Genomic DNA, 13,193 nt, shown 5'->3' on the forward strand with positions numbered 1-13,193 from the left:
ATCAACCGTAACGCCGTTGGAAATCGCGCATAAAATCTGCCAAAGCCCGCACGCCTTCAAGCGGCATCGCATTATAAATGCTGGCACGCATACCGCCGACGGTTTTATAGCCTTTGAGCAGGCACAAGCCCTGCAACTCGGCTTCCAACACAAAGCGTCGATCCAAATCCCCGCTCGCGGTTTTGAAGACCACGTTCATTTTGGAGCGCGCATCAGGATGGATATCGTTGATGTAAAAACCGCCGCTGCTGTCTATCGCCTCGTATAAGGTTTGCGCCTTTATCCGATTGACCGCTTCAATTTTTTTCACACCGCCCTGCGTCTGCAGCCAGCGGAACACCAGCCCCGACATATAAATCGCGTAAGTTGACGGCGTGTTGTACATACCGTCGCGGTTGATGTGCGAACGGTAGTTGAACACATCGGGAATATCGTTCGGACAACGCTCAAGCAAATCCTCACGGATAATGACCACCGTAACCCCTGCCGGCCCGATGTTTTTCTGTGCGCCGGCATAAATCAAGCCGTAATCGGACACATCAAACTCGCGCGACAAAATTTCGCTCGACATATCGCACACCAGCGGCGGCAGGCCGTCTGAAAGCTTGGGGACGTTTTGATACTGCAGGCCGTTTACGGTTTCATTAATCGCAAAATGGACAAATGCGGAATTCGGATCGACATCCCAATCCTCCACCGCAGGCAGGTTTTTATAGGCATATTGCTCGCCCCCGTGCGCCGCCAAACGGATTTCCGTATCGGTCAGCCGCCCCATCTGCTCATAGGCGGTACGGCTCCAGTTGCCCGTTACCACCGCGTCGGCGGTGCGGAAACCGCGTGCCAGATTCAAAACCGCCATATTGAATTGCGTGGTCGCCCCGCCCTGTAAAAACAGGATTTTATAGTCGGACGGAATGTTCAAAAGCTGCCGCAGGTCTTGTTCGGCATGATGCAGGATGCTCAAAAACATATCCGAACGGTGGCTCATTTCCATCACGGAAAAACCCGTACCGTTGTAATCCGACATTTCCTGCCGCGCCGTTTCCAACACGGCTTCGGGCAATACGGCGGGGCCGGCGGAAAAATTGTAAATCGGATAAAGAGACATAACGCAGCCCCAAACTGTCAAAAAAATGCCCTGATTTTAGGCTTGGGGCGGGCTTTATGCAAGACGGGGGAACACCCACCCCCGTGCAACAAAACACGCCGGCAGCCGGGAAAAGAAACAACGCGCTGATTCAAAAAAGATTAAACGGCAAAAAACCGAATCTGCCGGAAATTTTGCCGGCAATGCCGCCCCCTTTCAAAAACCATTGCCGGACAGCCATTTTTTCAAATTGGAAAATATAAAACAAATCAACGCTTTCATTTCTCCGCAAAAAGGGTTATAATCCCGAAAATTTTTCAATCCCAACGAAAAATGGCCGCCCGGCCATTTTTTTATTATGCACTTTAGGGAGCCGTATGGATATTCAGACCATCCTCGAAAAAACCCTGCCCGGCTTGGGCTACGAACTGGTCGATTTCGAACTGACCGCACAAGGGACGCTGCGCGTGTTCATCGATAAGGAAGGCGGCATTACCGTCGAAGACTGCGCCGCCGTCAGCAACCATTTGAGCCGCGTGTTTATGGTGGAAGACATCGATTATAAAAATCTGGAAATTTCCAGCCCCGGACTCGACCGGCCGCTGAAAAAAGCCGCCGACTTCGTGCGCTTTGCCGGCCAGAACGCCAAAATCAAAACACGCCTGCCGATAGACGGCCAGAAAAACTTTATCGGCAAAATCGAAGGCTGCGAAAACGACACTGTTACCGTTTCTTTCGACGGCAAAACCGTGCAAATCGGGTTGGACAACATCGACAAAGCCCGCCTGCGCCCCAAATTCAAATTTTAAAACACAACAATATTGGAGATATTCAAAATGAGCCGTGAAATGTTGCAACTGGCAGAAGCGCTGGCAAGCGAAAAAAACGTTGATGCCGAAGTCGTCTTCCAAGCCTTGGAATTCGCACTCTCTACCGCCGCCAAGAAAAAGGCGGGGCGCGAACATATGGACGTGCGCGTACAAATCGACCGCGACACCGGGGAATACCAAACCTTCCGCCGCTGGCTGATTGTCGCCGACGAAGACTATACCTATCCCGATGTCGAAAAAACCATCGAGGAAATCCAAGAAGAAATCCCCGGCACCGCCATCCAAATCGGCGAATACTACGAAGAGCAGCTGCCCAACGAAGGTTTCGGCCGACAAGCCGCGCAAACCGCCAAACAAATCATCCTGCAACGCATCCGCGATGCCGAACGCGAACAAAACCTGAACGAATTTCTCGCCACCCGGGAAGACATCGTTGCCGGCACGGTCAAACGTGTCGAACGCCACGGCATCATCGTCGAAGTCGTCGCCGGCAAACTGGATGCGCTGATTCCGCGCGACCAGTCCATCCCCCGCGAAAACTTCCGCAGCGGCGACCGCATCCGCGCCCTCTTCCAACGCGTCGAAGAAATCGGCAACACGGGGCGCAAACAAGTCATCCTGAGCCGCACCTCCGCCGACTTTTTGGCAAAACTCTACGCCAACGAAGTGCCTGAGATTTCAGACGGCCTTTTGGAAATCCGCTCCGTCGCCCGCGACCCGGGCCAACGCGCCAAAGTCGCCGTCAAAGCCAACGACCAACGCATCGATCCGCAAGGCACCTGTATCGGCGTGCGCGGTTCGCGCGTCAACGCGGTCAGCAACGAATTGTCCGGCGAACGCATCGATGTCGTCCTCTGGTCGCCCGAACCCGCGCAATTCGTGATGAGCGCGCTTTCCCCCGCAGAAGTCAGCCGCATCGTGATCGACGAAGACAAACACGCCGTCGATGTCATCGTTGCCGAAGACCAGCTCGCGCTCGCCATCGGGCGCGGCGGTCAAAACGTGCGCCTCGCCTCCGATTTGACCGGCTGGCAGCTCAACATCATGACTTCCGCCGAGGCGGACGAACGCAATGCGGCAGAAGATGCCGCCATCCGCCGCCTGTTTATGGATCACTTGAACGTGGACGAAGAAACCGCCGACGTATTGGTGCAAGAAGGCTTTGCAACCCTGGAAGAAGTCGCCTACGTCCCCGCCGCCGAACTGCTTGCCATTGAAGGATTTGACGAAGAAATCGTCGATATGCTCCGCAACCGTGCCCGCGATGCCATCCTGACGATGGCGATTGCTGCCGAAGAAAAACTGGGCGAAGTATCCGACGATATGCGCAACCTCGAAGGCGTGGATGCGGATATGCTCCGCAACCTTGCCGAAGCCGGCATAACCACACGCGACGACTTGGCGGAACTGTCCGTCGACGAGCTGATTGAAATTACCGGCATCGATGAAGAAACCGCCAAAGCCGTCATCCTGACCGCGCGCGAACACTGGTTTACCGAAGACAAATAAAAGGGGGTACAGATGAATAACACAACCGTAGAACAATTTGCCGCCGAACTGAAACGCCCCGTCGAAGACCTGTTGAAACAATTAAAAGAAGCAGGTGTCAGCAAAACCGGCGGCGGCGATTCCCTGACGCTGGACGACAAACAGCTTCTAAACGCCTATCTGACCAAGAAAAACGGCAGCAACGGCGGTACCATCAGCATCCGCCGCACCAAAACCGAAGTCAGCACCGTTGACGGCGTAAAAGTCGAAACACGCAAACGCGGACGTACCGTCAACATTCCTTCTGCCGAAGAGCTGGCAGCGCAGGCAAAAGCCTCGCAAGTCCAAACATCTCCGGTCCGGACGGAAAAAATGACGGAAGATGCGGACAAAGCAGAAAGCGAATCTGCCGCACGCGCAGAAGCACGCGCCAAAGCGGAAGCCGAAGCGGCAAAACTGAAAGCGGCAAAAGCCGGCGGCAAAGCCAAGGCCGCCGCACAGAAACCCACCGAAGCAAAAGCCGAAACCGCACCCGTTGCGGCGGAAACCAAACCCGCCGAAGAAAGCAAAGCGGAAAAAGCCCAAGCCGACAAAATGCCGTCTGAAAAACCCGCCGAACCCAAAGAAAAAGCCGCCAAGCCGAAACACGAGCGAAACGGCAAAGGCAAAGATGCCAAAAAACCGGCGAAACCTGCCGCATCTGCCGCCCCGCAACCCGTGGTCAGCGCGGAAGAACAGGCGCAACGCGATGAAGAAGCACGCCGCGCCGCCGCACTTCGTGCCCACCAGGAAGCCCTGTTGAAAGAGAAACAGGAACGCCAGGCACGCCGCGAAGCCATGAAACAACAGGCAGAACAACAGGCAAAAGCCGCACAGGAAGCCAAAACCGGCAGACAGCGTCCCGCCAAACCTGCCGAGAAACCGCAGGCAGCCGCTCCGGTCGTCGAAAATAAACCTGTCAATCCGGCAAAAGCGAAAAAAGAAGACCGCCGCAACCGCGATGACGAAGGTCAAGGCCGCAACGCCAAAGGCAAAGGCGGAAAAGGCGGACGCGACCGCAACAATGCCCGCAACGGCGACGACGAGCGCGTACGCAGCGGCAAAAAAGGCAAAAAACTCAAACTCGAGCCGAACCAGCACGCCTTCCAAGCACCGACCGAACCCGTCGTTCATGAAGTTTTGGTTCCCGAAACCATTACCGTTGCCGATTTGGCGCACAAAATGGCGGTCAAAGATGTGGAAGTGGTCAAAGCCCTGATGAAGATGGGTATGATGGTAACCATCAACCAATCCATCGACCAAGACACCGCCCTGATTGTGGTGGAAGAACTCGGACACATCGGCAAACCCGCCGCAGCGGACGACCCGGAAGCCTTCTTGGACGAGGGCGCGGAAGCAGTGGAAGCCGAGGCATTGCCGCGTCCGCCGGTGGTTACCGTGATGGGCCACGTCGACCACGGTAAAACCTCGCTGCTGGACTACATCCGCCGCGCCAAAGTGGTACAGGGCGAAGCAGGCGGCATTACGCAGCACATCGGCGCGTACCACGTCAAAACGCCGCGCGGCGTGATTACTTTCTTGGATACCCCGGGCCACGAAGCCTTTACCGCTATGCGCGCACGCGGTGCGAAAGCAACCGACATCGTGATTCTCGTGGTTGCCGCCGACGACGGCGTGATGCCGCAAACCATCGAAGCGATTGCCCACGCCAAAGCGGCAGGCGTTCCGATTGTGGTTGCCGTCAACAAAATCGACAAAGATGCCGCCAACCCCGAACGTATCCGCCAAGAGCTGACCCAGCACGAAGTTATCCCCGACGATTGGGGCGGCACGGTGCAGTTTATCGACGTTTCCGCCAAAAAAGGGACGAACATCGACGTGCTGCTCGAAGCCGTATTGCTCGAAGCCGAAGTATTGGAACTGACCGCACCTGTCGATACACCTGCCAAAGGTATCATCGTTGAGGCGCGCTTAGACAAAGGGCGCGGCGCGGTTGCCACATTGCTGGTTCAAAGCGGCACGCTGAAAAAAGGCGATATGCTGCTGGCCGGTACGGCATTCGGCAAAATCCGCGCGATGGTCGATGAAAACGGCAAATCCATTACCGAAGCCGGGCCGTCCATCCCGGTCGAAATCCTCGGCTTGTCCGACGTTCCGAACGCGGGCGAAGACGCGATGGTGTTGGCGGACGAGAAAAAAGCGCGCGAAATCGCCCTCTTCCGCCAAGGCAAATACCGTGACGTGCGCCTTGCCAAACAGCAGGCGGCAAAGCTGGAAAATATGTTCAACAATATGGGCGAAACCCAGGCCCAATCTTTGTCGGTCATCATCAAGGCAGACGTGCAAGGTTCTTACGAGGCTTTGGCGGGCAGCCTGAAAAAACTGTCCACAGACGAAGTGAAAGTGAACGTGTTGCACAGCGGCGTGGGCGGCATTACCGAATCGGATGTCAACCTCGCCATCGCGTCCGGCGCGTTCATCATCGGCTTTAACGTGCGTGCGGACGCTTCTTCGCGCAAACTTGCCGAAAATGAAAACGTGGAAATCCGTTACTACAACATCATCTATGATGCCATCGACGACGTGAAGGCGGCGATGGGCGGTATGCTCTCTCCGGAAGAGAAAGAACAGGTTACCGGCACGGTCGAAATCCGTCAGGTCATCTCCGTTTCCAAAGTCGGCAACATTGCAGGCTGTATGGTTACCGACGGCGTGGTCAAACGCGATTCCCATATCCGCCTCATCCGCAACAACGTGGTCATCCATACCGGCGAGTTGTCGTCTTTGAAACGCTACAAAGACGATGTTAAAGAAGTCCGTATGGGCTTTGAGTGCGGTCTGATGATTAAAGGCTTCAATGAAATTATGGAAGGCGACCAACTGGAATGCTTCGACATCGTCGAAGTGGCACGCACCCTGTGATTTTGATGCGGAAAAATGCCGTCTGAAGCCTTCAGACGGCATCAGAAAACGGGTTCTGTATGTTGCAGAACCCGTTTTTTTACCGCCGTCCGCAGCACCCCATCCCGATTGCACGCCCGCCCGGCTGCCGCAAACCGGCTTCAGACGGCATTATTTGCCCGCCAAGCGTATCCCGAGCTTCTCCGCATATTCCCTGCGTTCGGCGCGGCCGGTTTCGGGGCGGTGCGTATTGAGGGACGACCATTTCCACCTGCTGCGGGCTTTGTGGAGTTCGGGCGGGAGTTTGTCCGGCATCCAAGGGGCTTTAAGGCTGTGCAACCCGACTTGCGATTGTGCCGCGTGTCCGCGCGTTTGCAGGACGTGGAGCAAACCGAGGGCGCGGGCGGCGAGCAGGGTCAGGGTTTCGGGATCGGTGTGTAAGGTTTGGCGGCCGGTAAGTTTGTCGGAAATGGTGCGGGTATTGGGCAGGATGCCGCCCAAAAAGCCGCCGATTGCCGTCCCCAAGCCGAGCGAGCCGCCGAACGTGGCGATGTCCAGCCCCAAGCCGATGAGTGCGCCGGTTGCCGCGCCCGTGCCGGTGCGGATGCCGTATTGTTTGAGCAATTCGCTGTCGAACGGGTCTTGACGGAAGGCTTGCGGCATCCAGTCGCCGCCGTCGATTTCGCTGTGATAGAAACGGTAGAGGGCAAACAGCCGCTGCTGCATCTGCCGTTCGAGTTGGCGTATTTCCGCCTGCATGGTTTGCAACACGGTGGCGGTATCCTCGTTTTCGTCCACTTCCTGCCTGAAGGCGGCAGCATCAATTAAAAAGTCGGCGATTTCGTGCCGCGCTTCTTTGTCCAAACGCGTCCATTCGCGGCGGCGGGCGGCGGTCAGGCGGTCGATGATGCCTTGTTGCGGCAACATAGTGGCGAGTTTGTTCCATAAATCCAATTCGCCTTCAAAATCAAAGGCGACAGTGTCGAACCCTGCGAAAACGTGCAGGTTTCTCCGCGCCAGCATAGCCGTCCACGCTTCGGGAAGCTGTCCGCCGGTAAAGTTGAACACGGGCATAACCGGTTTGGCACACCATGAAAGGATGGTCAATTCATCCCGATATTTGTCGAGAACGGGTTCGCGCGCGTCGATGACATACATTGCCATATCGCTTTGCAAGACTTGCCGTAAGACTTTGGCTTCCTGATTGAAGTCATGGTGTGCGCCGTGGCTGCCGAGAAACTGTTGCAGCCGCTCGATGCCGTCTGAACGCGTATCCGTATGGGTTTCCAGCCATTCTAAAACACCGCCCGCGTCTTCGAGTCCGGGCGTATCGTACAGGTACAGCAGCGTGTCGACACCGTCAGTAATCGCGGCTTCTTCAACATGGCGCGTGGTGGATGGGGCGTTTTTGACTTCGCCGAAGCCGCTGTCGCGCAACAGGGTGCGCAGGAGCGAGGTTTTGCCGGTGTTGGTGTGCCCCACGACGGCGAGGGAAAGGGGTTGTTTGTCCATAATATTTTTTTGCTGTGCTTGAATACTCGCTCAATTCCGTCCGTTTACAAGGGAAAAGCCGCTTATTTCCATTCGGGCGGAAATTGATAGCATTGAATATACATGAAAAAACTGAATGTATGGGCATGGGCAATAAGTTGTATACCTACCTTGCTTGCTACGGCTGACACAAGCTACGATAATTTACCAATCAGTTTCACCACGCTCGCGCATCAAATGTTCCACAATAGATAAGTGATGCCCTAAATTAAATAAATCTGCGTAAGTGTATTTTGAAACTTGAATTGTACAAAAAATAGCTTCGTCATAATCTATTTTAATTACTTCAAAATCAGTATTGAATGCTTGATTATGTTTTCCTATCGTTTCTAATAGAATATTCTCATCCATAACCATCACTTCAAATATTAATATACTTGTCATTACCTAGTCCCATTAATTAAGATCAATTGAATATTCGGGAACATACGTCTAAATTGTTTGTATTACAAAGGTATTTTGTCAGACTAATCAAGGTTGCATCAACGGAATGCCTGTTTTTAAAAAAACAGATTTTCAAACGGTTTTTCAGAATGGCGGCCTGGCAGGCGCGTCAGGTATGTTTGCCGGCTTTCAGACGGCCTTCCTGCGCCGCCCTGTCGGGTTCCAGCCACGCCGCGCCGCACCCTGACAGCGCACTGCGCCAATGTTCCAATGTCTCCGACAGGCCGTCTGAAAGCCCCTGTTCCGCCAAAAGCTGCACCACCGCCCCGCCCTGCGCCGCTTCCGAAAGCCGGACAATCTGCCGCAACACGCCCCGGTCCGGCACGGTTTGGGCGCGCACGCCGATGAGCAGTTGCGCCGGTTTCTGCTTCAGCTCCGCCTCCAGCGCGGCAACTTCTTCACGATTCGCCGCCACGCCCTTATCCAGCCAATCCTGCGCCAGCCTGCCTTCAAACCACGTCCCTTCGTGCCACCCGGTTTCCAGCATCACCGCCCACTTGGGCGCGTCGTTTAAGATAATTTTCGGAGAAACGGCGGACACGGTTTCCTGATGCGTATCCGCATCGGTAATTTTGTTCTGCCAGCGGCGGATGACCGCCTGATAATAAGGCTTCTCCCAATCCGGACTGCTTCGGCTTGTTTTTAAAAAGATTTTGCACAGCGACCAAGCCAGCAGGCGCGGCAGGATGCCGTAGCAGGCAATGCTGCCGACCAACAAACCCGACCACGCGCGCGCATCGGCGATGTTGCCGTTCAGACGGCCTTCGACCACCGCCCGCGCGTCCGGTGCGGGAAAACCGAGTTTCGACGGCAGCCACGCCAGCATTTCCACCGCGCGTACCGAAGCGGCATTGCTCAACAGCGTGCTTTCCCAGTTGAAGGTATATTGGCGCACCAAAAGCAGCAGCAATACCGACACCAGCATCCCGCCCAATGTGCAAAGCCACAAACTGTGCGAAGCCGCACCGGCAATCCAACGCGCCGAAGGCTGCCGCCATTCGTCCGCATACAGCCGGAACACCGCCTGATTGACGGGATCTTTACCCCGAAACCACGTCGCCGGACTGCTGAAAAACCGCCCCACTTTCACGCGCAGGAACAGCGTTGCCAGCCATACCGCCAACATCAGCGTATTCATACCCAATACGCCCGCCAAAATCAGGAAGAAATTCAGCCCTTGGCTGTCCATCAAAAGATACACACCTGAAAAACCGGTAAAAAACATAAACGTTGCCGCCGCCACCCACAACCAAAACGAACCGGCGCGAACATTTTCCAAAGTGTTCCGCAACATATGATCCCGATCGACCATCTCGGCACGGCGTACCATTTTCCCGCCGATACCGCCTTCCACACGGCTCAAGGCTTCCGTCGCCTGCACAGGATCGCCGCTGAAAATATAGCCGCCCTCTTCCAAAATGCGGACCAATTCAACCAGTTTTTGGGAAGGATTCAACATAAAATGCCGTCTGAAAATAAAAAACGGATTTTAACACACCCATTTTCAGGCAGATGCCGCGCAAAGCCCGCACCCCGGAAGATTTTACGATAACGCCGTCCCCTCCGCCCCGACGGCAGGAACGGCTTGACAGGCGGCGGGCGGAATACCGCGCTGCCGAAATATATAAACTTTACAACGATAAAATAAGCCCCTTCCAACTTGCTTGCCTTAAGATTATTTTCCGTATCGAGAAAACACTAAAAATTTTCAAAATATTTCCCCGAATCAAACAAACCGCGCGAAAATACTTTTTGTATAAAAATTTCAATATATAAATAAACAGTTATCTGAGGCCATAAAAAACCGCCTTTATTACAGGCGGTTTTTGCTGCGGTTAGCATATATCCCTATAACCGGATACTTATATCGAAATTGATGTTATTTTCAATCAAACGATATTGCGGCTTCAAATTAGGCCCGCAAGAATTCGAACCGATACCGCTCATCTTATAGTCGATACACAATACATCATACCCGGAACAAACCAATTCATAAGAATGTTTTTTCTGCGTCAGTTCTTCTTGCGTATAAGGGGACAGGTTGAAACTAAACGGCTGCCCCGACTCCACCCGAATCATATCGTTTTGAACATAAAAGCATCCATAATGACTGCCGTTTTCCTGAGGCTTGAGATAATCAACATGATTTTCCCCTGCCGTCGTCGAATAAATACCCAATTTAGTTGCCTGATGTTTGTCAATATAGCTTTCACCCGCCCCATAACCTAAGTAGGTAAAAGGTGTTTGCTGTTTGTCTAAGAAAAAGCGCAAACCGAAACGGGGCAGGAATGGCAAATGCTCGTGGAAAACAGCATTTGTTTGAATATCCAATTTACCATTTTCAGACAGCAGATACTGTGTTTCCAATGTCATGATTTTTGATTTTGCATCCGCAACCAATGCACTTTTCACAGACACGACAACACCGTTTCCTTGCCGATGCGCGCAAATATCGTAAACCTTGGAATACATTTGATCATAACCGGCATTTTGCCATTGGGAACGAATCAGGCGGTCATTATCCGTCGGCGCGCGCCAAATATTCCAAGCCAACGGTTTATGGATGAAAGCCTTATCATTGACTTTAATTTCGTCAATTATCCCCGTAAGTTTGTTAAATTCAAAATAATATCGATTATTCCGAACAACGATTTGCCTTACCGTTTCGGTTATTTCCAACGGCGGGCAATTGCCTTTATCCAATCCTATGGCAGGAGTGTATTCCTTACTCAAAATAATTTGATCGAAACCGAAATGATGCCCTGCCGGCAATAAATCAGTTTGCCGGGAAGCGCAGTAATATAGGTTCAACCATAACAACCCTTCCCGTTCTTTGGGAAGCTGAATCGGTAAGATTTGAGAATGATGGGGTTCGCAATCAACCGCCAATGTTCCCGTCCCGGTTATCTGACCATTTTTTACCCATTCATATTTGACACAAAGAATATCTTTTAAATTAGTGAAATCAAAATAGTTATATAACTCAATTTGTTCACCGCGCAAGTTTGCCCGTACGGGCCGGTTGACATTTTTTACTTCCAACAGGTTGCTGTGCGGGACGCGTTCGGGCGAAACCAAGCCATCCACACAGAAATTCCCATCATGGATTTTTTCGCCGAAATCACCGCCATATCCTAATTTTGTCGGGGTAATATATTGGGCATGATCGCACCACTCCCAAATAAACCCACCGCAACAGCCCGAATATTTGTTAAATGTTTGGAAATAGTCTTCCATATCTCCATTTGAATTTCCCATTGCATGGGAATATTCGCATAATAAGAATGGTTTTTTCGTTTGTGAACGATCGGCAAAATAGGCATCGATTGCTTCTGTGTCGGAATACATTTCACTGTATAAATCCAAATGCCCGGTGTTATTCTGATACGCAGAATGCTGATAAATGCTGCTTTCGTAATGAACCAATCGATCCGGATCCCGCTCTTTTACCCATTTTGCACAACATTCGAAATTCTCACCATACCCTGATTCATTGCCTAAAGACCAAATTAAAATAGAACTGCGGTTCTTATCACGTTCTATATTTGCTTTAGTCCGCTCCAATAAAGCCGCCCGATACAATGGTTCTCGGGCAAAATAACAGAAGTTGTCAATAGTTTGTTGGCGGATACGCGGCTCTTCATTCGGATTTTCCACATTCAGAAAGATACTCGGTTCGGGATGCGAAATTGCTTGGAATGCCGCCCCATGACTTTCAATGTCGCTTTCACTGATTACATAGAAACCATACTTATCGCAAAGCTCGCAAAACCACGGTGAATTTGGATAATGCGCGGTACGAATCGCGTTAATATTATGTTTCTTCATTAACGACAAGTCAGTCACCGCTTGAGCGACAGAAATGGCATATCCCGTTTTGGGATCGCTATCGTGCCGGTTTACCCCTTTGAATTTAATAGGCTGGTTATTAAGCAGCAATACCCCGTTTTTGACCTCTACCTTGCGGAATCCGATCTTCTGGGTAATGATTTCTTCTTTTGTGTTTAATACCAAGGTATAAAGGGCAGGGTTTTCCGCATTCCAGAGTCGGGATTTGGTTAAAGGAATATTATCAAGGCGGATTTGCATCCGTTGTTTATCTGTCGTGATTGCGCTGCCTGCTTGAACAATTTGCCCGTCCGTATCAAACAATGACACTCCGACATCCCCCGCATCCCCCGCAAAATTTAAATCCAGACAAATCTGCCCCAATGATAAATCTTCAGAAAGCACGGTTCGAATATTCAAGTCTTGCAAATAGTGATGCTCCCTTTCCAATAAATATACATCTCGGAAAATTCCCGACATTCTAAATTTATCCTGATCTTCCAAGTAGCTTCCGGCACACCATTTCAGGACAAATACGGTAAGGGTGTTTTCACCATCGTGAAGATAATCGGTAATATCAAATTCATTGGTACTGTGGCTGATAGAACCATATCCTACAAATTGATGGTTTACATATATATAAGAACAGGAATCAACCCCTTCAAGGACTAATAAATACCGCTTATTTATATTCTTTTTCAGATTGACCTGCTTTTGATATACCCCGCAAGGGTTCTCTAAAGGAACAAAAGGCGGATCGAAAGGGAAAGGATAATTAATATTAGTATATTGATGGGCATCAAACCCGTGATTCTGCCAATTTGAAGGCACATTGATTTGTTTCGTAAAAGCGATTTCGTCCGGACTTTCAGGCAAATCCTGCATACTCGGATAATATGCGAATTGCCACATTCCATTTAATGATGTAAAAAACGAAGAATTTTCCCTAGAAAACTGATCTACCTTATCTTTTTTATCAAAAGGGATAAAATAGCTATGGTGCGGCAACGCATTGATTCTCGTGATTTCAGGATCTTGATAATAATTCGCTAATAACATTTTTA

General features: G+C 51.6%; 8 protein-coding genes. 3 read left to right on the forward strand and 5 right to left on the reverse strand.

What is annotated here, in order from left to right; translation table 11 throughout:
• Position 1 precedes the first annotated feature (1 nt).
• On the reverse strand, positions 2–1,108 hold the full coding sequence (serC, locus tag FGL10_RS05580) for a phosphoserine transaminase (protein ID WP_003709147.1): 1,107 nt from the start codon (positions 1,106–1,108) through the stop codon (positions 2–4).
• Positions 1,109–1,464: 356 nt separating this feature from the next.
• On the opposite strand from serC, the gene rimP reads away from it, so the two are divergent.
• Genes rimP through infB form a run of 3 tightly spaced genes read left to right on the forward strand, consistent with a single transcriptional unit; the run spans position 1,465 to position 6,327 of the window.
• Complete coding sequence (rimP, locus tag FGL10_RS05585) at positions 1,465–1,896, forward strand: ribosome maturation factor RimP (RefSeq protein WP_003709151.1); 432 nt, start codon at positions 1,465–1,467, stop codon at positions 1,894–1,896.
• 27 nt (positions 1,897–1,923) lie between these two features.
• On the forward strand, positions 1,924–3,426 hold the full coding sequence (nusA, locus tag FGL10_RS05590; protein WP_003709153.1) for a transcription termination factor NusA: 1,503 nt from the start codon (positions 1,924–1,926) through the stop codon (positions 3,424–3,426).
• 12 nt (positions 3,427–3,438) lie between these two features.
• Positions 3,439–6,327, forward strand: a complete 2,889-nt coding sequence (gene infB / locus FGL10_RS05595) for a translation initiation factor IF-2 (protein ID WP_036475137.1) — start codon at positions 3,439–3,441, stop codon at positions 6,325–6,327.
• Between the two features lie 150 nt (positions 6,328–6,477).
• Here infB and FGL10_RS05600 read toward each other — a convergent pair whose 3' ends face one another.
• The 4 genes from FGL10_RS05600 to FGL10_RS05615 form a co-directional block, all read right to left on the reverse strand.
• A complete protein-coding gene (locus FGL10_RS05600) occupies positions 6,478–7,818 on the reverse strand; it encodes a DUF3482 domain-containing protein (RefSeq protein WP_003709158.1) in 1,341 nt (446 codons plus the stop codon).
• Positions 7,819–8,001: 183 nt separating this feature from the next.
• A complete protein-coding gene (locus FGL10_RS05605; RefSeq protein ID WP_003709161.1) occupies positions 8,002–8,241 on the reverse strand; it encodes a hypothetical protein in 240 nt (79 codons plus the stop codon).
• Between the two features lie 169 nt (positions 8,242–8,410).
• Complete coding sequence (locus FGL10_RS05610; RefSeq protein ID WP_003709163.1) at positions 8,411–9,760, reverse strand: DUF2868 domain-containing protein; 1,350 nt, start codon at positions 9,758–9,760, stop codon at positions 8,411–8,413.
• Positions 9,761–10,149: 389 nt separating this feature from the next.
• A complete protein-coding gene (locus FGL10_RS05615) occupies positions 10,150–13,188 on the reverse strand; it encodes a glycoside hydrolase family 2 TIM barrel-domain containing protein (RefSeq protein WP_003709167.1) in 3,039 nt (1,012 codons plus the stop codon).
• Positions 13,189–13,193 lie beyond the last annotated feature (5 nt).

The sequence above is a fragment of the Neisseria lactamica genome (genome assembly GCF_901482445.1).
GTDB classification, from domain to species: Bacteria; Pseudomonadota; Gammaproteobacteria; order Burkholderiales; family Neisseriaceae; genus Neisseria; species Neisseria lactamica.